Origin of the sequence: Alteromonas sp. BMJM2 (assembly GCF_027257845.1) — a bacterium.
Classification (GTDB): Bacteria; Pseudomonadota; Gammaproteobacteria; order Enterobacterales; family Alteromonadaceae; genus Alteromonas.
In genome coordinates this window covers 184,107-206,448 of record NZ_JAPVOT010000003.1, presented here as the reverse complement: position 1 = coordinate 206,448, position 22,342 = coordinate 184,107, and the positions used below count along the sequence as shown (strand labels likewise).

Here is a 22,342-nt window from a genome sequence, read left to right as displayed (position 1 = left end):
TAACTTGTGTCTTATATAAGACGTTCAGAGTGATGAGTTAATGAGTAAGGCCTTTAGTGTTAGCGAGCCAGATTGGAATCAAATAGAGCCGGCAGATATTACCCAAGCCCCTTATCTAGAGAATAGCGATATTCTTATTGTCCCTACTCAATGTGGTGAGCTTCGAGTATCAATAAGCAATTTTGGACTACGAATTCAAAGTGCTGATGATAGTCAAACCGCGTATGGGATGCTAACAAGTACGCCTGAAAAAGAGCCGCTCACGTTATCTGTTGATAATGACCAATTTACTCTAGAGGGTGGAAGCTACCGCCTTGAGCTATTTACGTCGCCCCTTCACTTTAAACTGTTTAAAAACGATAAGCTGGTACAGCAAAGCGCCACCGATGGGCATTTTGTTCGTCAACATCGCCTTCCTCCTTTTGCTAAAACCGATGCGGGTTGGTTAATTAGTTTAGAGCTGGCCTACGACGAAGCTGTGTATGGTTTAGGCGAAAAATGGGCCAAGCTTGATAAGCGTGGTCAGCTTATTCGCTCATACAACCACGATGCCCTTGGTGTTAACGCAGAGAAGTCTTACAAAAACACACCTTATGCCTGGAGCCCTGAAGGGTGGAACCTATTTGTTCATACCCCTTCGCCGGTAACCCACGGCGTTGGCTATGCGCTATGGTCTCAACGTGCTTACGTGTGCTTAGTTGAAGACGCTTTACTCGATGTGTTTTTGTATCACGAAGACACACCAGCAAAAAGCATTAACACCTATAGCCAGCTAACTGGCTTTGCTCCAACGCCGCCAACGTGGAGCTTGGGCGTCATTCTTTCAAAAGCGTATTACAAAGATGCGGAAGAGCTACTAGCGGTTGCAAAAGAAGTACGCGAAAAAGAAATGCCGTGCGATGTTATTACCCTTGATGGTAGAGCATGGCAAGACACCGATACCCGCTTTGCTTTTGAATGGGACCCATCTCGCTATGCCAATCCGCAACCCGTAATAGATGAGCTCAAGGCATTAGGGTTTAAAATTTGTGTGTGGGAATACCCCATGATTTCCGTGAAGAACCCGTTGTTTAAAAAGGCTGCCGATAAAGGCTGGTTAATAAAAGACAAACGTACAGGCGAGGCTTACCGCTACGAATGGGACTTAAGCCCATTTGGTGAAGTACTTACACCACTGCCAGATTCCGGTATTCTCGATTTTACCCACCCTGAAGCCTACGAGTTTTGGAGAGAGTCTCACAAACCTCTCTTCGATTTAGGCATAGATATGATAAAAGCCGACTTTGGTGAGCAACTAGAAGACGACAACATGCTCTCGCACAGCGGCGATTCGGGCAATCGTCTGCACAATGTGTATAGCATGCTGTATAACCGCTGCGTGTACGAGGCCGCCGAAAAGTACTGTAAAACAGGGCCGTTTTTATTCAGCCGTTCTGCCTGGACTGGCAGTCAGCGTTATCCTTCACAATGGGGCGGCGATCCGCAAGCGGATTGGCAAGGGCTTGCAGCAAGCATCCGCGGTAGTTTGTCGTGGGGGTTATCGGGCGGGCCGTTCTTTGCCACCGATATTGGCGGCTTTTACAAAGATACACGAGATGCAGAACTTTACGTTCGCTGGACTCAGGCATCGGTATTTAGTGCCCACATGCGCCTTCACGGTATAGGGCCTCGCGAACCCTGGTCTTATGGTGAAGCAGCGTCAAGCGCGGTGTTTGAGGCATTAAGGCTTAGATACCAACTTATTCCGTATTTACAAAAGGTGGCGCAGCAGGCGTCGCAAACTGGGTTACCTGTTCAGCGGGCAATGGTTTTGGCATTTCCCAATGAGCCGCTCTCACATAGTTTCGAACAGCAGTTTATGTGTGGTGATGACTTGCTTGTTGTTCCATGTGTAGTGCCCGGTGGAAAAGTAAAATACTACCTTCCTAAAGGCGAGTGGGTGCGTTTGGGCACTGACGAAGTGGTTAGCGGAAATAGCTACAAAGAAGAAACGCTGTCGCTTAATGATATGGCCGTTTTTGTGAAAAAAGGCAGTCAAATTGAGCTTGGGCCAAACGTTCAGCACACTGATATGGACATGTCGAATACCACCCTATGGCCGGCGCAATAGCGAGGAAGGAGTAGTACATGGATATCACCCTTACGCTATTGTCATGTATGGCATTTATGATTTTAGTTGCCGTCATTTCTTACATGAAGACGAAAGGTGAGGTGAATACTCAAGATGGGTACTTCCTTGCCGGGCGTGGGCTTACCGGTACCTTCATTGCCGGTTCCATGATCTTAACTAATCTATCGGCAGAGCAGTTAATAGGGCTAAATGGCTCTGCTTTTGGGTATAACCTAAGTGCCATGGCGTGGGAAGTTACCGCGGGTATTTCTACCATTATTATGGCGCTGGTGTTTTTGCCACGCTATTTGGCCGGCGCTTTTTCTACGTTACCTGAATTTCTTAGAGACAGGTTCGACGACAGCGTTCGGCGAATGACGGTAGTCCTATTCATGGTGGGCTACTCCCTCGTTACCATACCTTCTGTACTGTACTCGGGCTCCATTGCCGTGCTTCGACTTTTTGATGTACCTGGCTTATTAAACCTAAATTATGAGGCAAGCCTAGTACTAACCATTGTGGTAGTGGGAACCGTTGGGGCTTTGTATGCCATTTTTGGTGGCTTAAAAGCAGTGGCCGTGTCAGATACTATTAATGGCGTTGGCCTGTTAATTGTGGGTTTATTAGTACCCATACTTGGTCTTGTAGCATTGGGCGATGGCAGTTTCACACAAGGTTTAACCACTATTGCAACAACCGAAACAGAAAAACTTAACGCAATAGGCGGGCCTGACGATCCCGTTCCATTTGGCACTATTTTTACTGGTATGATTTTGGCGAACCTCTTTTATTGGGGCACTAACCAGTATGTTATTCAGCGTACCCTTGGCGCGAAAAACCTCGTGGAAGGGCAAAAAGGTGTTCTCTTTTCGGGCTATTTTAAAGTGCTTGTGCCTTTTATGATGATGCTGCCAGGCGTTATTGCATACCACCTCTATCAAGATGAAAGTTTGCAAACTATTGATTTAGCTTACCCTCACTTAGTGAAAAATGTTTTACCACAGTACCTTTCAGGCTTTTTCTTAGCAGTATTACTCGGTGCGGTTTTCAGCTCGTTCAACTCGTTACTTAACAGTGCGGCCACTTTGTTTTGCCTCGACGTGTATAAGCCCTTTAAAAAAGACAACGTTAGCGATGAAAAAATTATCCGAGTAGCAAAAATAACCAGCTTGGTTATTGCTGTTTTATCCTTTATTACCGCGCCATTGCTCATGTTTGCTCCAGATGGCTTATGGCAGATTATTCGCATCTTTACCGGCTTCTACAACATTCCGGTCATTACCATTGTGCTAGTGGGCTTGTTCACCAAACGCGTACCTGCTTTGGCGGCTAAAGTGGCCATTATCTTCCACGTTATTGCCTATGGATTATTGAAGTTTGTATGGGAAGTCGATATTAACTTTATTCATATTTACGGTATTTTGTTCGTCATAGAACTTACCATTATGCTAGTGATTGGACGTCTCTATCCCAGAGCTACGCCATGGCAATTCACGTTAAAAGCAGAAGTGAATATGACACCATGGCGCTACGCTATTCCTTGCGCCATTATTCTCATCAGCCTCATTGCCACGCTGTACCTTATGTTCTCACCCGTCGGATTTGTGGGTGGGTTAAGTCAATCGTTTATCCCTATCTTACTAACGCTGTGGGTTTGCTGCTTTATTGCCATTGGCATCAGCCTTAAATGGTGGCGCGCTAGATACGAAAAAAGTCTAGAGCGTTTAACGGTCAGCGCTTAGCTAATGCCTAATGGGTAGGTAGAGACGATCCCCTCATCTCTTCTACCCAGCATTCACCAAAAGCATAGCGAAAAAATTAACAATCTGTTTGCAAATGATTTTACAATTGTTTAACTTAAGTACTCTTATATAAGATACTAGATAAAAGATATCTTCTATACGTAGTAACGTTGAAAACATAAATTACACTGTGGTGTGTTCCACTTATAACAATAAAACCTACATGCTTTGCGTTATCAATATGTCTAAGAAAGTTTGAATATTGATGGCGAAAAAGGCGTGAGAACAGTCCCTTGGAGAACAACATGAATACAACAAGATCTATTGTTAGTCGGGCGGTAACGCTCGCCATGACATCTGGATTACTCGTTAGTGCACACGGCTATGCGCAAGAAAATCAGAAGGCTGAGGAGCCTATTGATGAAAAATCATTAGAAAAGATTATTGTAACGTCGCAAAAGCGTGTAGAGAGTATTAGTGATATTCCTGTTGCTGTTTCGGTATTGCGAGAAGACCAGATTAATTCGGCATTCGCAAACAATATTGAAGGTCTTCAAGCGCTGGTTCCTTCTGTAAGCTTTCGAAAAGGTAATACAACCCGTAACTCGGCGATTACCGTTCGTGGGGTAGGCACAATTTCCTTTAGTGTTGCTGCAGAGCCAAGTGTTTCAACAGTGGTAGATGGCGTTGTACTTGGCCGTTCGGGCCAAGCATTTATGGATCTTTACGACCTTCAAAGAATAGAAGTGTTGCGCGGTCCACAAGGTACTTTATTTGGTAAGAATGCATCCGCCGGTGTAGTAAACATTACCACTAAGCGTCCGCAGGATGAGTTTGGCGGCATGTTAGAGGCTACGTTATTTCAAGGTAATGAATATCGCTTAAGAGGCAGTATGCACGGTGCCTTAAACGAAGACGCAAGCGGCAGTATTACGGTAATGAAATCGGGCTTTGACGGTTATATTGAAAACGTTTTCAATAATGAAATGGTTAACGGCTACGACAAAGAAGGCGTGCGCGCCATGCTCGACTATCGTATTTCTGACGATACAGAAATGCTGTTTATATTTGAAAATATGAAGTCAAACGACGACTGCTGTGCCGATTTAGAGCTCTCACCAAGTGGTCGTCATCAGTCAGAAGCATCACCCGATAGCACCGGTGTAGGTGATTTAGATTTAAGCCAACGCCAAGTCGATCACGACTTCGAAACGCGTACTATTGATGAGCATACTGCATTCTCTATGCAGTTCGACACCATGATTGGCGATCACCAGTTTACTTCAATCACTGCGTATCGCGATTGGTCGAACACTGAATTCCGTGAAGGTGATTTCACCTCTACTGCCGGAGACGCGCCTCTGCCAGTGTTTGGCGTGCCGTTTCAATTGCACGATATTGGCCCACAAGACTGGAACCAAGTATCGCAAGAGTTCCGTATTGCTTCGCCTCTTGGAAACGCACTTGAATATCAAGGTGGTGTGTTCTGGTGGCAACAAAAGTCTAACCGCAGCTTTACCCGCGAAGCGAGCTGTCAAAACAATAACGGACAATTCCCCGCGGCAATTAGTGCTTATTTAAGCGGTACGCTAGGGGTTGAGAACCCTAGCGATGAACAAGTTAATCAGTTTATTGAAGACGAGTCGCTAAGCTGTTTATCAAACGATATTGTTAGCGCAACTGCCTTCATGGAAACTGAGTTTCTCAACTATGCCGTATTTGCTGACGGTAAATACCATTTGAGCGACGATTTACGTTTACTATTTGGTTTGCGTTATACAAAAGATGAAGTGAGCTTTTCTCATAATCGTCGCAGTAATGATGAATATGCAAGAACGGGTGTAGGTGTTCGTGGCTTTGACACCGACTTCGACGGTGAGACCGATGAAACGGATCTGTCGGGCAAGCTTGGCGTTCAGTACGACATTAACGACAATAGCATGACCTACTTTACCTTCTCGCAAGGGTACAAAGGCCCAGCGTTTAACGTATTCTATAATATGGCGCCTAATGACACGCTTCCTATTGGCCCGGAAACCTCTGATGCCTACGAATTAGGATATAAGTATTCTAGCCGTGACTTCGTCTTTAATGCAGCAGTGTTCCACACAGAAATTGATGGCTTCCAAGCGAATAACCCAGAGCTATTAGACGGTGTTTTTATTACCCGTTTAACGAATGCCGGTTCTATTATTACCGAAGGTGTAGAAGTAGACTTTATTTGGCAAGTGAACGACCAATTTAGCTTATTCGGTGGATTGGCTTCTGTCGATGCCACTGTTGATGAGTTTAGATGCCCAGTAGGTTTAGATTCATGTGACGGGAGATCGGGAGCAGACTTACCGTTTGCACCTGATTTGAAATACTCGCTGAGCGGTGAATACGTTTGGGAACTTAACAATATGGACGTTTACTTAAACGGCTCTTATGTTTACACAGACGAAATATTCGCAGGTGGCCCGGGCACAACAGCTGATACAAACCCTGAAGCATTATTACCTGATTATGGCATTGTCAACGCAAGCCTAGCGTTCTCGTTTAACGATGACGATGTTCGCATATCGTTAATTGGTAAAAACCTGACAGATAAGAGCTTTGTTACTACCTACAGTGGTGACAACTTCCGCTATCAAATTCCACGTGATGCTGACAGATACTTTGGTATTCAAGCGCGCTTGAGATACTAAGGTTGCGCTAAAGTGAAAGCCAGCGGTGATGTTATTACCGCTGGTTTTTTTGTTTTTACCCGTTATTAAATTGTAGTACTTCTTAGATATAACTATTCACGTATAGCTATTTACGTATAGCTATTTACGTATTCTAAGGTTAGTGCGGCTTAGCGAATACGATTCGCTGCACTTGACGCCCAACCCACAACTGCTTTTAAGATAGAGGGAACTCAATGAAATATGTATACCCACCGCGCCTTTGTGCATTAATGACGGTCTTTTCTTTGTCTCTGGGAATGAGTACGGGTGTTAATGGCCAAAATAGAATTGATACTCAGCGGCCAGATGCGCCGGAACTCGCCGCTTATGGAGAGCATAAAGTGGGTGTGCGCACGCTTGAGCTTGTTAATCCAAACCAAATTGATGTGGTTAATATTGACACCACAAACCCAGATTTTTCCTCACTTCCAAAATACGATAGGCCGTTAACCGTAGAGCTTTGGTATCCGGCGGCAGAAGATGCCAAAGGCAGCCAAGTACAGACCACTTACTTGCGCGACGGTAAAACCGAAATCGAAGTTGTTGGAAAAGCAATGCGCGATGCAGCTCCGGTTCAAAGTAGCGAGCCTCTTCCCTTTGTTATTATCTCTCATGGCTACCCGGGAAATCGGTATTTACTGTCTCACTTAGGTGAGAACCTAGCGTCAAAGGGATACGTTGTTGCCTCAATTGACCACACCGACTCTACCTATCGTACCCTTGGTGCTTTTAAGTCAACACTCATTAATCGTCCTCTCGACCAAGGCTTTGTGCTTGATGAAATTGAAAGACTGAATAAAACATCAGACTTCTTTTTGCATCACGGGGTGGATACCCAAAATACCGCTATTATTGGTTATTCAATGGGGGGTTACGGCGCGGTAATAATGAGTGGCGCAGGAATTACCCAGCAAGCGGCAGAGTCAAAAAATATGGTGCCCTCTGGTTTGTTAGCCATGTATCAAGAGGGATCGACTTCTCAAGCTAAACGCCCCGACTCGCGAATTAAAACCGTTATTGCGTTTGCTCCATGGGGAATGAATTATCAGGTGTGGAACGAGCAAGGTTTGGACGATATTAATGTGCCCATGTTGTTTGTTGCGGGCTCGGTTGATGATGTGTCTGGTTACGAAAATGGCGTGAGAGCGCTGTGGCAAAATGCCAAGAACACCGAAAGAGCGCTTCTTACCTACGAAAATGCTAATCACAGCGCGGGTGCGCCCATGCCTGCCCCTGAAGAAAGTTTTTACTACAACGAAGAACTTGGTTTTAATGTGAGTACTCACTATACCGACGCAGTTTGGGCAAGCAGCAGAATGAATAATATTGCACAACATTTCACAACAGCTTGGCTTGGGAAGTATTTAAAAAAGAATGCTGACATGCATGATTACTTAGACTTAGTGCCGTCTTCAAATGATGGCAAGTGGGCCAAAGATAAAAACGGTGAGAAAAAGCCAGAGCATACGCACTGGAAGGGCTTTGAAAATCGAACGGCTAAAGGGCTAAAATTTGAATGGTTAGCACCACAACAGTGATGCTATGTTCACTCACCAGCCTGTAACCGAATGCCATTTGTCTACGGCAACGCCATTTTCTACCACGTAATAATGGCTGTATTGCGCTGCCGTGGCGCATGCATGATTGGGCAGAATTTCGATGGTTTTGGCTGCTGGAAAGTGAGTGAAAATATCGACGGTATTTTTTAGCTGGGCTCCTGAAGGGGGTTTTGATTGGCCTTCAAATTGGGTTTCAGGGCTTGCGTTTGAAACCTCAGTAATAATGCCGTGCTCTTGATTGGCATCACTCATGATATAGCGCTTATCTTTGCTGCTTGAGGGGGCAACTAGTCCATAGCCATAATCATTAGCATGACCGGCAGTTCCGCGGTCTCTCGACATGGCCATCCAGCCTGCATCGGTTATTACCCAGCCTTTGTCTTTTTGGTGGCCTATTACCGTGCCCAATACCGACATAGCAATATCGTCTATGTCGCATACGCCTAACCCCGCCATTACAAGGTCGAAAAATACGTACACTCCAGCACGCACTTCGGTGATGCCGTCGAGTTGGTCAACGGCAAATGCGGTAGGGGTAGAGCCAATTGAGACCGTATTACAGTGTATCCCCTCTTCAAACAAACGTTTAACTGCAAGTAGAGTCAGGTCGCGCTCTTGTGCTGCCATGTCTTGCTTTGCTTTTTCAGTAAAGCAGGCATAAGACTCACCAGCATGGGTCATTACTCCTTCAAACGTTGTATGAGCACTATTGTTGATGTGTTTAGCAATACAAATGAGTGTATCAGAGTGTGGGTTAACGCCAGAGCGATGTCCGTCGGTATCTAGCTCAATAATGACCTTAAACACGCAGTTGTGCTTTGCCATTTTCTCAAAGATAAGTGACAGCATATCCTCATTGTCAATGACAACCGTTAGGTCACAACCTTGCTGAATAAGCTGTGCTACGTGGGCTATTTTGTTTGGTGTGATACCCACCGCATATAAAATATCGTTTATGCCGTGTTTGAAGAAATAGTCGGCTTCTTTTAGCGTTGAAACCGTGACGCCCTTTACGTTGCCAGCATCAATAATAGCTTTAGTCACTTCAATCGATTTATGGGTTTTAACATGAGGACGCAGTGTGCAGTTTAAATTACCAATATGCGCAGACAACCGAGCAATATTCCGCTGCATTTTGGCTTTGTCTATCAAGCAGCAGGGTGTAGGTAAGTCTTCAATGTTGGTTGGAGTAAAATGCATAAGCGCCACACTGTAATTTAGATATCATATACAGTAATGCACTAGGACTCAGGTTTCGAGTGTAATTGAATTAATTAGTGAAGTAAGAGTTTTCAGAAGCAAATAAGCCAAAAAATGAAATAAAAAAAGCCGGGTATAGAATTTACCTACCCGGCTTTATCATTAGCGCCTAAAACAACAATAATGCAAAATGTTACGCCACTTAAGCGCTACACCCCATTAAAAGTTATAACGTGCATTCAATCCGAAGGTGCCTACATCGTCTGAAGTTTCATAGCTAACACCTACAGCGAAGGCAGGAGAGAAGAAATAGTCGCCGCCAATGATAAGCGACGTGTCGCTGCCACTGTCAGTATCAATGTATTTCACAGCGCCGCGAAGTTCTATGTTATCCATTACCATAGAGCGAGCTCCGGCTGTTAAGCCATACCCGTCTTCGCTTTCAGACGTACCGCTGCCTGATATTTCAACATCTTCATAGCTAACAATACCAAAAAGGTCTGTAGTGCCAGATAGGGCATAGCGGTAGCCTAAACCGAGAGACAATCTATCGAAGTCTACTTCAATACCAAAGATATCGTCGTTTTGCATTGAGTAGCTACCGGTAACAAACACGTCATTTGTTACTAGTTTTGATGCTGAAATGGCAAAGCCATCAGGCTCATAATTTAGATCATCATCGTCAAAATCGGTCATAACATAGCTGGCTTGGACAAAATCCCAAGCAGGAGCAGCTGCGAAAGAAGCTGCAGAGACTGCACTAAGTGCGGCAGCAAGAATTAGTTTTTTCATGTAATCATTCCTTAATGTTTTATGCCTGAGGTTGGGAAGCCCGAATTCGAGACCAAGGCCAGGCAGGGGGGAATATACGCTTTGTTAGGAATAAATATACTTTTTTCAGATGCTTATATGTTACGAGATGTAATTTTTGACACATTTTTGAGCTCAAAAATAAACGTGATTTATCACTTTTTAGCGCCGTTACTAATGCAAATAGGAATGCGGCTTAATCAATTTAGATGTTTATGGAATGTAAAAATGTAGCTCATAATTTAAACATCGCGTTGCATAAAAGTTAATTTTTCAGTGCGGAGTATTATCCTAAAGTAGTAATTCAAGAAACCTAAAATCGTGATGAACTTTGCTTAAAAGTGCAAATGTCGAAATGTTTGTACTAATATGGCGCTTTATTGTAGCATGAAAAATGCGCATGGTGAGCTCTGGTCTCATCGCGTTATTTTAATATCACAAAACATAATAAAAATAATATTTATACAAACAACACGTCTTGAAGGAGACACACAGTGAACCAAAGTAACTTCACAAAGGGTCGTAAACTTAATCGTATAACCTCAGCGCTGCTAGCTGGGTCTATACCATTATTTGCCGCACTTTCTGCTCCTGTATTGGCACAGGAAGCGGAAGAAGAAGCAGAAAGTTTTGAGAATATTATTGTTACCGGTACGCGCATGACTAACCGTTCTGCGGCAGATTCTCCGGTACCTGTTGATGTGATAAGCGGTGACGAGTTTCGTCAAAACTCATCTTCTGACGTACAAGACATGCTTCGCACCAACGTGCCGTCGTTCGATGTAAACACTCAGCCAATAAGCGACGCGGCAACCATTGTTCGCCCTGCCAACATGCGAGGCTTATCACCCGATAACGTACTCGTGTTGGTTAACGGTAAGCGCAGGCACCGTGGTTCAATTATCTCATTTTTAGGTGGTGGTATTTCTGATGGAGCACAAGGTGTCGACATTTCAGCTATACCGTCACTGGCATTAAAGCAGGTTGAAGTATTGCGCGACGGTGCATCATCACAGTACGGTTCTGATGCCATTGCCGGTGTGCTCAACTTCTTGCTTCGCGATGACGACGAAGGTTTCGAACTTCGCGCTAACTATGGTTCTACCTATGAAGGTGACGGAGACAACTACACTATTTCTGCTAACGCTGGTTTCTCTTTAGGCGATAGCGGCTTTGTAAACGTAACGGGTGAAATTCGCGACGTAGAAGGCACTATCCGCTCGGTAGTTCGCAACGATGTTGCGGCTATGGTTGATGCGGGGTACTTAGCACAGTCAGATTTCTCTACCATTAACGCGTATACAGACGAAGTGCCTCAGTATTGGGGGCAACCAGATGTTGAAGACGATGTAAAAGTGTTCATTAACTCTGGGTATGAGTTTAGCGATGCAGCCGAGGTTTACCTGTTTGGTAACTATGGTCAGCGTACGGTTACTGGCGGTTTCTTCTATCGTAACCCGGTAACCGAAGGCGGTCAGCGTGGTGGTGTTTACGCCGGTCCATTAGTTGATCCACTAACAGGTATGGAAGATGAGAACGGTGTGCACTCAGTGCTTGTTGGCGACTTAGACGGAGTAGGGGTAGGCGGAAGCTGTATTGCAGGTATCCCAATTGGCGGTAACGGTAATGTATTCCCAGACCCAGACTTCCTTGCACAGGTTCAAGCAGACGATAACTGTTTCTCATTCATCGAAACCATTCCGTTTGGCTTTGTGCCACGCTTTGGCGGTGAAAACGAAGACATGGCGTTCACGGTTGGTTTACGTGGCGACCTAGAAGTTGGTACAGGTCTGTATTACGACATTAGTGCGCAGCGCGGCTCTAACAGAACTGACTTCTTCATTAACAACACAATCAATGCATCGTTAGGTCCTGATACGCCGCGTGACTTTAACCCAGGTGGTCAAGAACAAACAGAAACCTTGTTCAACCTTAACTTTGTGTATGGCATAGACGTTGGTTTTGAATCAGATTTAAACGTGGCGTTTGGTGCTGAATACCGTGAAGAAGAGTTTGACCTGTTTGCTGGTGACGCCGCTTCATTTGCATTAGGTCCATTGGCAAGCCAAGGGTTTTCATCAAGCTCGAACGGCTTTGGTGGCTTCCCCCGCGATACCAGTGCCTCACAAGACAGTACAGCTTTCTACGTTGATTTAGAAGCTGACGTTACAGAGTCACTCACACTACAAGCCGCAGTTCGTCGTGAAGACTTCAGCGAGTTTGGCGATACTACCGACTTTAAACTGGCGGGTATTTTCCACGTAACTGACGACTTCCGTCTTCGCAGTGCGTATTCAACGGGCTTCCACGCACCAACAGCGGGCCAGGCGAATATTACAAACGTAACTACACAGAATGTGAACGGCGTGCTTATCGACCAAGGTACATTGCCTTTGTCATCGGCAGCGGGTCAGTTAGCCGCTAATTTCATTGAGAGCCAAGGGAACGGTCGTCCAGACTTAGGCCCTGAGGAAGCAAAGAACTTCTCAGTTGGTTTCTCTGTAGACGTTGCGGACATGAGCTGGACAGTCGATTTCTACAACATCGAGCTTGAAAACCGCGTAGCACTTGGTGCTAACGTAGACTTCCTTGATGCGCTTAACTTTGCAGGTGGCGGAACGAGCTATGCGTCTGTATCTGAAGCGCTAACAGAGCTTGATTCTTCTGGCATTATCGATCGTCAAAACTTTATTGGCTTAGACGATCTATCTCAGTTCAGGTTCTTCTCTAACAGCTTTGATACCACCACGCGCGGTATTGACGTGGTTGGTAACTACAGCTTTGACGCATGGGGCGGTAGTTCACGCTTAACGCTAGCAGCTAACTACAACGAAACCGAAGTGGACGATGTTGGTACGCTTAACCCAATTGGTGAAGGCCGTGTAGCTGCCATTGAAGACTTACTGCCTAACCTACGTGGTAACGTTTCATGGACACACACCCAAGGCGACTTTAGAACGCTAGTGCGCGCTAACTACTACGGTGGTTGGGACGATACTGGCAACGGTGTTAACGGTATTGGTGCAACGGTACTGGTTGATGTTGAAGCCGTGTACTCGTATAGCGAAAACCTTGATCTGGTAGTGGGCGCTAACAACCTGTTCGACACTTACCCAGATGAAAACCCAAGCGCGGGGAGCTTAGGTCAGCTTTATTCTGAAGCTAGCCCGTTTGGTTTCAACGGTGGTTCGTACTACGTACAAGCACGCTACACGTACTAAACGCTTTACTTAAAAAGTATTCAGTACTGATAATGTGGCTGCTAGCAGCCACATACAAAAATGCCGCTTTCTTGTGTTCTCATATTGAGGCACCGGAAAGCGGCATTTTCTCTTTTTGGGCTGCTAGAGCGATTGTTCCAACTCAACATGAGTTGGCACAATACGACTTAGCTCAATACGACTTAGCTCAATACAAGTCAGCCCAACACGCGCTAAATCATTTACTGATATTTCTTAAGCTCTAATCTAGACACCATGCCTTTATGCACCTCGTCTGGTCCGTCGGCTAAACGCAGTGCACGAGCCCCAGCGGCAAAACGCGCTAGCGGGAAGTCGCTACACATACCTGCACCACCGTGTAACTGCAGCGCCATATCCACCACGTCTTGAAGCATATTGGGTACAACGACTTTAATGGCTGAAATTTCAGTCATGGCGTGCTTAACACCTAAATTATCAATTTTCCATGCAGCATGCAGTGTGAGTAGGCGGGCCTGCTCAATAGCCATTCGCGCATCGGCAACTCGCTCTAAGTTACCGCCTAACTTAATAATAGGCTTACCAAATGCAACTCGCTCGTGGCCTCGTTTAAGGGCAAGTTCAAGGGACTTTTCTGCCATACCAATAGCCCGCATGCAGTGGTGAATTCGGCCTGGGCCCAATCGCCCCTGCGCAATGGCAAACCCTTTACCAAGCCCGGTAATCACGTTGGCTTTACTTACGCGTACGTTATCAAAGTGCATTTCGCCATGACCATATGGCGCATCAAAATCACCATAGGCATCTAGCATGCGTTTAATCGTAATTCCCTTGGTATCAAGAGGTACTATCACCATGCTATGACGGCTGTGTCTGTCGTTGTCAGGGTTAGATAAGCCCATGAATATGGTAAAGGCTGCATTAGGATGACCAAGCCCTGTAGACCACCATTTCTTACCATTAATAACTACGTCATCGCCATCTTCAATAATGGTGGCTGCCATATTAGTTGCATCAGAAGAGGCCACATCTGGTTCGGTCATGCCAAACACAGAGCGTATTTCACCTGCAAGTAGCGGCGTTAACCACTGGGCTTTTTGTTCGTCATTACCAAAATGGTAAAGCACTTCCATATTGCCCGTGTCGGGGGCATTACAGTTAAAAATTTCTGGCGCGAATAAAAACTTACCCATGCGCTCGGCCATTGGGGCATATTCAAGCGTGGTTAACCCTTTCCCTAATTTGTCATCAGGCAAAAAGAGGTTGGCTAGCCCAGCATCGCGAGCCTTCTTTTTGAGCTCTTCTGTTTTAGGGTGCAGCTTCCAGCTTTTCCAATCACTGTGATTATTTTCTTTGTGGTGAAAGTCGTACACCTCATTTTCGATAGGCTCGATATGCTCGGCAATAAACGCATCGAGCTTTTCTAGCAAAGCGTTGGTTTTGTCGTTATGTGAAAAGTCCATGGATACCCTTATTAAGCTAAATATAACACTGAAATGTTACCGCTGTGGTGCTGCTAAAAACCCAACTGTGCGGCTCAACGTGTTCAAACTCTGGTGTAATTAACCACTGCGGTTAATTGTTGATAACACCTAGCTTAGTGGAAGAATGGTCTTGAATGAAATGAAATATAATACCAGCAATATATGAATGATGTTCATAGTGTGGTTTACTGAGATGGATTAATGGTGTGGTCGTTTACAGCTCATCAGAGGGTGTAAAAAAAGCATTATCAAGAAGGGTATGCAGAAAATGATTGATACTAGGCAGTTTGAGAAACTCGATTTAAATTTATTGAAAGTGTTCGAAGCCCTGTGGCAGCAGCGTAATATGTCTCGTGTTGCTGAAACTCTGCATATTACGCCTTCTGCTGTTAGTCACGCCATGCGCAGGTTTAGGGAGTTGCTAGGCGACCCACTGTTTGTGCGAGAAAAGCAGCATATGTTACCTACAGCCGCCTGCGAGCGACTTGCCCCCGATATATTGCATGCCCTTACCCAAATACGAAGTGCGCTAGAGCAATTCAATCATTTCGACCCCGCTTTAAGTCATCAGCGTTTTGCTATTGCTATGCAAGAGTCTTTAGAGTTAGGTGTGTTGCCCACTTTGCTTAGCCAGCTTGAGCGAGCAGCGCCAAACATAGAAATAGTAAGTACACGCTTACAGCGCGATACCATGGAAGCTGATTTAAGCAACCGCAGTTTACATTTGGCCATTGATATTGGCCGCGCTGTGCCAAAGCCCATATCTCACAGCATGCTGCGCCGAGATAACTATCGTGTATTGATAAATCGCAACAATCCGCTGGTAAATCAACTAGACAAAAAACACTACCTTGAGGCTAGGCATATTACTGTGTCTAATCGCGCGAAAGGGGCCTCGGTAGAAGAAATAGCGTTACAGCAGCTTGGAGTAAATAGGCCCTCGCTGTGGCGCTGCCAAAATTACCGTGCTGCTGCCGATGTGGTAGCCTGTACTAACGCCATACTTACGCTGCCAGGCTCTGTGGCGGTGGCAATATCAGACGACAAACTTATTTCTGCGCCGCTACCTTATGGATTACCTGCACTAGAAACTCATTTATATTGGCACAGCCAGCACGAGAGTGAGCCGGGCCTTATGTGGTTAAAGGGGTTGATGCTACAGTTGTTCGCCGAATCTGGTCTTACCAGATAATCTTTGCTAGCATGCGAAACGTGCTTATTTAGGTTGTTCTATGAAAATTCATACGTTGCCAGGTTATATACAACACATTTATCTTGCCGAAGATAACGAGGGGCTGCTGTTACTAGACGGCTGCAGCCGCGCGGATGTAGACAAAGTGTGCTTGTATATTACGAGTACGTTAGGGCGGCCATTAAGCGATTTAAAGCTGATAGTCGTTACTCATATGCACCCCGATCATGCCGGTGGCGCAATGCGCTTGCGTAAGAGAACCGGCGCGCAGGTGGCATCTCATCCTAAAGCCGCAGCTTGGTATAAGGGGCTTGGGGGGCGCACTGCGCATATTATCGATTTATTACTCACTTGGTGGGTGGCAGATAGAATTGGCAAAGCGAAAGAGTCTATTTGGTACAACCCTATTCTTGCCCCCGATATACTTTTAAAAGATAAACAAGCGTTGCCTATTTTTGCCAATTGGCAGGTGCTTTATACGCCGGGGCATACCGATCACGACCTTTCAGTTATGCACGTACCTAGCAAGCAAGCCTACATTGCCGATGTGCTGGTAAAGGTAAAAGGAAAGCTGGTTCCACCATACCCTCTTTGCCACCCTAATCAGTACAGAGAAAGTTTAAAAACACTGGCTCAATCATCTATAGACACTTTCTTCTGTGCCCATGTGCCGCCTACGGCTAAAAGTGATATAGACTTTGAGCATGTCATCGATAATGCCCCTATAAAGCCAAAGAACCACTGGCACTCAAGTAAAAACCGCATCAAGAAAAAGCTGTTTGGTGTCACCAAAGATCATTAGCAGCATCGCGTTAATATCTGGCACTGCCCTTGCTTTTAACAACGAAAGAACCACTATTAATAGAACGTACTACCGATAGTTTACGCTGCGTGTTACACATGCAGACTTTTGCTTGCGCGCCACGCTGCTTTAAAAGCGCTGTGAATAACAGCGCGCAGCGGTTTACTAGCCATTTTATAGCGATATTAATAGCCGCACAAAACGGGACATAACCTCTACTATGCAAAAAAATATTGCCGCATTGTTTGATAAAACAATGGCAGCAGCGTCGCTGACAAGCAACACGTTAGCGGATGTTTTTAGTAAAGAAACGCATCGATTCACTATTACTGGGCTTAGTCGCAGCGGAAAGTCTATGCTGTTTACTAGCCTTGTCACTATGCTGAAAAGCAGAAGTGAGGAAGGCTATGCCTGCTTACCGCTATTGCGATACTTACCACCGTCTCAAGTGCTTGATATAAGAATTGAGCCAATAGAGGGCTATAAGCCTTTTCCTCAACAGGGAAATTTAGCTGCCCTTGAACAAGGAAAGTGGCCTGCGGCGACAGAAGAGGCCTTCGGTTTTAAACTTATTGTAAGACTAAAACAAACCGCATCAATTAAGCGTCATGTGCTCCCCCATACCGATATTGTGTTTGAATTTATCGATTATCCCGGTGAGTGGATAACCGATATTCCCATGTTAAGTAAAACCTATGCACAGTGGTCAGACTCTGCGTGGGCACAGCTGAGCGGCGGCCCGCAACAGCACTTTTCGCACGATTGGAAACAAGTATTAAATAGCTTCGACTTTGAGCAGCCGCCAACGTCAGAGAGAATTCAGCACCTTGTGCATGCATACAGACAGTATTTAATTGAAGCTAAGCGCCAAGGAATCTCTTTGCTGCAGCCAGGCAGTTTTTTACTGGATTCCAGCGATTTTGATTGGCAAAATTTCGGTTTTACGCCACTGCCCTCAAGCATTACCAGCGACGTTTCTCACCCGTGGTACAAAGCGTTTGAACAGCATTTCAGGGCGTTTCAAGATAAGTGGTTAGCCCCATTAAAGCAGTCAATTTTTAAAGAAACAGACAAGCAAATTATCTTAGTAGATTTGTTTGAAGGGCTTAACCACAGTCGTCAGCATTTGTATCAGTTAAAGGAAACCCTCAGTCATTTGGCTGACACCTTTGTATATGGGCAAAGTAGCTGGTTTTCCCGCAACGTGCTTAAAAAAGAACAGATAGGAAAAGTCGCGTTTGTGGCAACAAAAGCCGATTTAATTCCCGTTAGTCAGCGAGAGAATTTACAGAGTTTACTAACTCAGATTACTGAAGGTGCAAGAGCTCGCTTTACCGACAAGCCCATTGAGTTTGAGCATTTCTTAGTGTCGGCTATAGAGGTAACAGACAAAGGCAGCACGCCGCAGGCAATTCGTTATAAAAATGGTGATGGTGCCTACGTTGAATCTACGTTCGAGCCTGTGCCTAGTGCGTTAAAAGAAATGGAAGAGGGGGCGCATTTCCCTGTGCCTAATGCAAAGGTGCCCGCAGACTTTAAGGCCAGGATATTAGCCGGCAAAGGGCTAGACAGGCTTCTACAATTTTTACTGGGTAAAGGAGAGCAATAATGAAAGAGCGTAACGAAGGCCCGTTTTATACCAGTGATGACTTTGATGATGATGCACCTTCTAAAGGCTCTGTGCACTTAAAAAATAAGCCCGAAATAAATAGGGCTGCAGAGGCCGGGTTTGATTCACACGATGGTAAAAATTACGATAATAGCGACGTTTGGGGCAATGCTAAAGCTGATCAAGCAGCCGACCGCAGCTCTGAAAATAAAACCGAATACAAAACGCCTTATCGTTCAAAAGTGACGACGCAAACCCTAGATATAGAGCCCCCGGAAACTAAGCTGCCCGCGCAAGTAGAAAACGATAGCTGGACCTTAGAGGTAGAAAAAGAAGGCGTGTCGTTAGGCAGTGCAACCCTGATATTTGGTGTGCTGTCGGTATTAGGTTTTTTTACGTTTGATGCCTACACCACCTTAGTGGCCAATATGAGCGAGCACCCCATTGGTACTGGCGTATTAGGCGCACTGCTAGCAGGTTTTGTTAGCACATTGAGTTATTTAAGTTTTCGTGAATGGCGAGGCTACAAGCAAGTTAATACCGCAATGAATGATGCTGCTGCTATTCGTACATTGCTGCAAGAAAAAAGGGATGCAGCAAAGCAAAGTGATATCAGTATTAATGAGGTTAATCGAGTACTTACCGCCCATGGACAGCGTTTTACAACAGGCTCTTATGCAGCCCACTGTTTTGCGCGCTACAAGCAAACAGTGCAAAGCGATATGACGGCAAGCGAGTTGCTTGGGCTTTATGAAGATACGGTATTAACCCCAGTGCAAGCGAAAGCCCACAAGGTACTGAATAAAGAGTCGGTAACGGCCGGTAGTTTGGCGTTTATTAGCCCAAATAACCTTATTCAAACCTTTGCGGTTATCTGGATAAGCTTTCGCACTATACGTCGCATGGCCCGGGTATACGGCTTACGCCCAAGTACGGCGGGTAACTGGAAGTTATTAAAAGTACTGGCGCAAAACATTGCCGCGCAGGGTATTTTTGATTTAGCCACCGACGAAGTGGCCAATCAAATTGGTGGCAGCTTATCGGCTAAATTTATGGAGAATTCCGCCGAAGCCATTGCTGCCGGCGCCTTAAATGCAAGACTTGGCAGGGCACTTATCGCATTGCTTAAGTAGGTCGAGTTTGATTTTTAAGTATCTGATTTATAGTTAAGAAATTTAATTGTTAGCTGAGTGGTAAATGTGGCGTATTAATGATTTTTTGCGAAGCGAGATTACGTCAATAAACGGTTTAACTAAAAAATAGATAAATTTATTATAAGTTTAGTTAAATGGCTGTATTCTAAAGTATAGGCATTATTCAAGGTTTCGATAGAGGCTTACCATGGGATACCGAAAGCTTACCTCAGAGCAAGCGCGAGTAGTAGTAAACGCGCAGGCGCTTTTCACACAATATGAGGCACACCGTATTGACAGTGGGAAAGTGGCTGGCTCAATGCATTGGAAAACAATCAATGGTACTCAGTACCTTTACAGGGCCTTCTCCCATGGTAGAAATACCTCACTAGGCCGGCGCTGTTCAAGTACTGAGGCATTAATGCTGCGTTTTAAATCCCAGCAGCAAGAGTATAAAGAACGTGATGCGCAGCTGCGTGAACAGATATCCATCCACGCAGGCTATATTCGTGTAAATGGCTTGAACCGCTTTCCTGTAACGGGAGCGCGTGTGATACGAGCGTTACAGAAACAAAACATTCCGTATCGATTAATTGGAACAAATGCCCTTTATGCGTATGAGGCTCGAGCATCTTCAGTCATCATGCCGGAACATTTGGCTACAAACGACGTCGATATTTTAATGGATGCTCGACAGGGAATTCGCATTGCGGCAAATCTAAAACGCCGCACCTTGCTTGATGTTGTCAAGGATAGTGATAAGTCGTTTCGCCGTGTCTCCGCGTCCGAGCATGAATTTTCAGCTGCTAATAACAGTGGGTACAGGGTAGACTTTGTCACTCAAGGTGGTTACCAGTTTAAACCTAACGAGTTTGATGCAATTTTAGAGCAAGACGATCTGACGCCTGTGGCGATTGATTCACTCAAATGGCACGTTGCCGCGCCTAATTTCGAAGCGATCACGTTTGACGATAGGGGTATGCCTTTAAGGCTTCGTACCGTTGACCCAAGAGCTTTCGTATTACACAAGTGGTTTGTCAGCCAGCAGCCGGATCGCAATTCGTTAAAGCGAAACCGTGATGAGGGCCAGGCTAGGCTAATAGCCACCCTGATCCGCCGCGAAATGACAGACTTACCACCTACTAAAGCTATCAAAAAGATTTTTCCTAACTTCGTATCAAGACAGGCTACGGATTCGATGGACGACTTTGATCTGTGAATATGTTGTTTTAGACAGGCGTTAAATTTCCAATTTTGTTATTTAATTAGAGGAGCGCAGAGTCCTGTCTAACCATATAGTAGTTGCCAAAGGCGCTATTACAGCGCCTTTTTCGTGGGCATAACGACGTTGGCAAATATGAGTCCTGCCACTAAAGACATGAAAATAAGAAACACTTCTTGGCCTAAGTGATCAGCCTGCACAAAGTCTTTTCCAGTCATAAACGAGTTCAGCCCAATGTAGGTTTTCGAGCCTGGTACCAGTACTATTAAGCCATGCATAGCCACAATAGTCGCCGGTTGGTTTGCAATGCGGGTAAACCCGTTTGCAAATATACCTAATGCAAATGCGCCTACGAATGCGCCTAAGCCTGGGCTCATGTAATCGGCACTCCACGCTGTAGCACTGTAGGCAATAAAAGCTGCCGCCAGTGCCCATGGTATGTGCTTTACTCGGGTTCTAAAAATGGCCACTAGGGCAATACACAGTAATAATACCGATAGCCAGGTTGCCCAGTAGGGCAGTGACTGTGCTGGTGTATAGATGTTTTCACCAAATAAACTAAAGCCTGCAGTAACACCAAGAAAAGCCCCAAAATACAGTTTAAATAACTGCATGATGGCGTCCATGGTACGCGCTGTGCCCGAAACCATATTTCTAGACGATAATTCCGCTAGCCCCATCGTTAGGGCAAGGCCGGGAACAAATACGATTACCGATGACAGCACAACGAGGGGAATGTTAATGCCGGGGTCTATATAGCTGCCAATGGCACAAGTTAATAGGCCTGCGATAAACGCGGTCATTGGCTCTAGCATTAAGTTAACCCGTTTAGAACGGGTCGCCCAAAGCGTCCATACAAAGGCAAGCAGGCCAAGAGCGCTAGACCATCCAATTTCAGACCAGCTAGCTCCCATCAGCATAGCGAATGCGCCGGTGGCCATGCCATAAGCAATACCCGTTGGAAGTTTGCCGTACGGGCTGCCCATCGCGTCTATTTCGTCTAGGCGAGTATTGGCTTCACTTAAAGAGAGCTCACCGTTTAACAAGGAGCTGGCTAGCTCATCGGTTAGCGAGAGCGCATTCATGTCTAACTCACCAGGCAGTAGGCGCGCTGAGTGGTTATATTCGTCTTCGTGGCGATCGCTCCAAATAACAATAGTTAACGACGTAGGCGTAGAAATAAATGAGGCGTGGACACCAAGATACGTGGCAATTTCAGTTAGGTAGGCCTCTAGTCTGAATGCAGGGGTACCGTACTTGTGCAGCATTTTGCCAAGCTTAACAATAAACTTTCGAATTTGAATAAATTCAATGGTGTCCAACAGAATTCCTTAGTGAGTGAGAGCCAAAAACAAATATATAAACGAAATAGCAAGTGCATAAGCCTTCGAAAGTGCTGCTAACGTGTTTGCAAAAAGAGTATAGGGCAGCACATAGCGTCTGGCTAAAATTTGCACGAGCTGAATTTGTGCGGAGTGTACGGACGCTTGTTTGCGAAAGCAAAACAAATTTTCTCGCTTTTGAGATTAGAAAAAATAATAAGGCGCTGTAGCAGCTTTTACTTTGGCAGG

Annotated in this window: 14 protein-coding genes; 10 read left to right on the top strand and 4 right to left on the bottom strand. The window is 45.3% G+C overall.

Annotated features, from left to right (window positions below; genetic code table 11):
* Nucleotides 1-40: 40 nt before the first annotated feature.
* The 4 genes from O9X84_RS05350 (at nucleotide 41) to O9X84_RS05335 (ending at nucleotide 8,098) form a co-directional block, all read left to right on the top strand.
* Nucleotides 41-2,110: a glycoside hydrolase family 31 protein gene (locus O9X84_RS05350; protein WP_269518594.1), complete on the top strand. Its 2,070-nt coding sequence runs from the start codon at nucleotides 41-43 to the stop codon at nucleotides 2,108-2,110.
* A 17-nt stretch (nucleotides 2,111-2,127) separates the two neighbouring features.
* Nucleotides 2,128-3,852 carry a solute:sodium symporter family transporter gene (locus O9X84_RS05345; protein WP_269518593.1) on the top strand — a complete coding sequence of 575 codons (1,725 nt, stop codon included), beginning with the start codon at nucleotides 2,128-2,130 and terminating at the stop codon, nucleotides 3,850-3,852.
* Nucleotides 3,853-4,157: 305 nt separating this feature from the next.
* The gene (locus O9X84_RS05340; protein WP_269518592.1) at nucleotides 4,158-6,539 is read left to right on the top strand and encodes a TonB-dependent receptor; all 2,382 of its coding nucleotides are present in this window, start codon (nucleotides 4,158-4,160) and stop codon (nucleotides 6,537-6,539) included.
* 215 nt (nucleotides 6,540-6,754) lie between these two features.
* Nucleotides 6,755-8,098, top strand: a complete 1,344-nt coding sequence (locus O9X84_RS05335; RefSeq protein ID WP_269518591.1) for an alpha/beta hydrolase family protein — start codon at nucleotides 6,755-6,757, stop codon at nucleotides 8,096-8,098.
* A gap of 12 nt (nucleotides 8,099-8,110) precedes the next feature.
* Here the strand turns inward: O9X84_RS05335 and O9X84_RS05330 are convergent, their stop codons facing one another.
* On the bottom strand, nucleotides 8,111-9,319 hold the full coding sequence (locus O9X84_RS05330; RefSeq protein WP_269518590.1) for an alanine racemase: 1,209 nt from the start codon (nucleotides 9,317-9,319) through the stop codon (nucleotides 8,111-8,113).
* A 219-nt stretch (nucleotides 9,320-9,538) separates the two neighbouring features.
* Entirely contained in the window at nucleotides 9,539-10,111 is a 573-nt protein-coding gene (locus O9X84_RS05325; protein ID WP_269518589.1) for an outer membrane beta-barrel protein, read from the bottom strand.
* A 512-nt stretch (nucleotides 10,112-10,623) separates the two neighbouring features.
* Here O9X84_RS05325 and O9X84_RS05320 point away from each other — a divergent pair.
* On the top strand, nucleotides 10,624-13,350 hold the full coding sequence (locus O9X84_RS05320) for a TonB-dependent receptor plug domain-containing protein (RefSeq protein WP_269518588.1): 2,727 nt from the start codon (nucleotides 10,624-10,626) through the stop codon (nucleotides 13,348-13,350).
* 221 nt (nucleotides 13,351-13,571) lie between these two features.
* Here the strand turns inward: O9X84_RS05320 and O9X84_RS05315 are convergent, their stop codons facing one another.
* Entirely contained in the window at nucleotides 13,572-14,792 is a 1,221-nt protein-coding gene (locus O9X84_RS05315) for an acyl-CoA dehydrogenase family protein (RefSeq protein WP_163106537.1), read from the bottom strand.
* 289 nt (nucleotides 14,793-15,081) lie between these two features.
* Between O9X84_RS05315 and O9X84_RS05310 the strand changes: the two genes are divergently transcribed.
* The 5 genes from O9X84_RS05310 to O9X84_RS05290 all read left to right on the top strand — a co-directional run bounded on the left by O9X84_RS05310 (nucleotide 15,082) and on the right by O9X84_RS05290 (nucleotide 20,768).
* Complete coding sequence (locus O9X84_RS05310; protein ID WP_332108317.1) at nucleotides 15,082-16,005, top strand: LysR family transcriptional regulator; 924 nt, start codon at nucleotides 15,082-15,084, stop codon at nucleotides 16,003-16,005.
* Nucleotides 16,006-16,045: 40 nt separating this feature from the next.
* Nucleotides 16,046-16,807, top strand: a complete 762-nt coding sequence (locus O9X84_RS05305) for an MBL fold metallo-hydrolase (RefSeq protein ID WP_269518584.1) — start codon at nucleotides 16,046-16,048, stop codon at nucleotides 16,805-16,807.
* Nucleotides 16,808-17,027: 220 nt separating this feature from the next.
* Nucleotides 17,028-18,416, top strand: a complete 1,389-nt coding sequence (locus O9X84_RS05300; protein WP_269518583.1) for a YcjX family protein — start codon at nucleotides 17,028-17,030, stop codon at nucleotides 18,414-18,416.
* Entirely contained in the window at nucleotides 18,416-19,549 is a 1,134-nt protein-coding gene (locus O9X84_RS05295; RefSeq protein WP_269518581.1) for a YcjF family protein, read from the top strand. The genes O9X84_RS05300 and O9X84_RS05295 overlap by 1 nt, the downstream gene beginning before the upstream one ends.
* A gap of 208 nt (nucleotides 19,550-19,757) precedes the next feature.
* A complete protein-coding gene (locus tag O9X84_RS05290) occupies nucleotides 19,758-20,768 on the top strand; it encodes a GSU2403 family nucleotidyltransferase fold protein (RefSeq protein ID WP_269518580.1) in 1,011 nt (336 codons plus the stop codon).
* 98 nt (nucleotides 20,769-20,866) lie between these two features.
* On the opposite strand, the gene O9X84_RS05285 is transcribed toward O9X84_RS05290, so the two are convergent.
* A complete protein-coding gene (locus tag O9X84_RS05285; RefSeq protein ID WP_269518579.1) occupies nucleotides 20,867-22,093 on the bottom strand; it encodes a threonine/serine ThrE exporter family protein in 1,227 nt (408 codons plus the stop codon).
* Nucleotides 22,094-22,342 lie beyond the last annotated feature (249 nt).

What these genes read in the sequence shown, in the direction of transcription:
- O9X84_RS05350 (WP_269518594.1), top strand. Translation starts at nt 41, where the DNA reads ATGAGTAAGGCCTTTAGTGTTAGCGAGCCAGATTGGAATCAAATAGAG.
- O9X84_RS05340 (WP_269518592.1), top strand. Translation starts at nt 4,158, where the DNA reads ATGAATACAACAAGATCTATTGTTAGTCGGGCGGTAACGCTCGCCATG.
- O9X84_RS05325 (WP_269518589.1), bottom strand. Translation starts at nt 10,111, where the DNA reads ATGAAAAAACTAATTCTTGCTGCCGCACTTAGTGCAGTCTCTGCAGCT.
- O9X84_RS05345 (WP_269518593.1), top strand. Translation starts at nt 2,128, where the DNA reads ATGGATATCACCCTTACGCTATTGTCATGTATGGCATTTATGATTTTA.
- O9X84_RS05305 (WP_269518584.1), top strand. Translation starts at nt 16,046, where the DNA reads ATGAAAATTCATACGTTGCCAGGTTATATACAACACATTTATCTTGCC.
- O9X84_RS05330 (WP_269518590.1), bottom strand. Translation starts at nt 9,319, where the DNA reads ATGCATTTTACTCCAACCAACATTGAAGACTTACCTACACCCTGCTGC.
- O9X84_RS05315 (WP_163106537.1), bottom strand. Translation starts at nt 14,792, where the DNA reads ATGGACTTTTCACATAACGACAAAACCAACGCTTTGCTAGAAAAGCTC.
- O9X84_RS05335 (WP_269518591.1), top strand. Translation starts at nt 6,755, where the DNA reads ATGAAATATGTATACCCACCGCGCCTTTGTGCATTAATGACGGTCTTT.
- O9X84_RS05300 (WP_269518583.1), top strand. Translation starts at nt 17,028, where the DNA reads ATGCAAAAAAATATTGCCGCATTGTTTGATAAAACAATGGCAGCAGCG.
- O9X84_RS05310 (WP_332108317.1), top strand. Translation starts at nt 15,082, where the DNA reads ATGATTGATACTAGGCAGTTTGAGAAACTCGATTTAAATTTATTGAAA.
- O9X84_RS05290 (WP_269518580.1), top strand. Translation starts at nt 19,758, where the DNA reads ATGGGATACCGAAAGCTTACCTCAGAGCAAGCGCGAGTAGTAGTAAAC.
- O9X84_RS05295 (WP_269518581.1), top strand. Translation starts at nt 18,416, where the DNA reads ATGAAAGAGCGTAACGAAGGCCCGTTTTATACCAGTGATGACTTTGAT.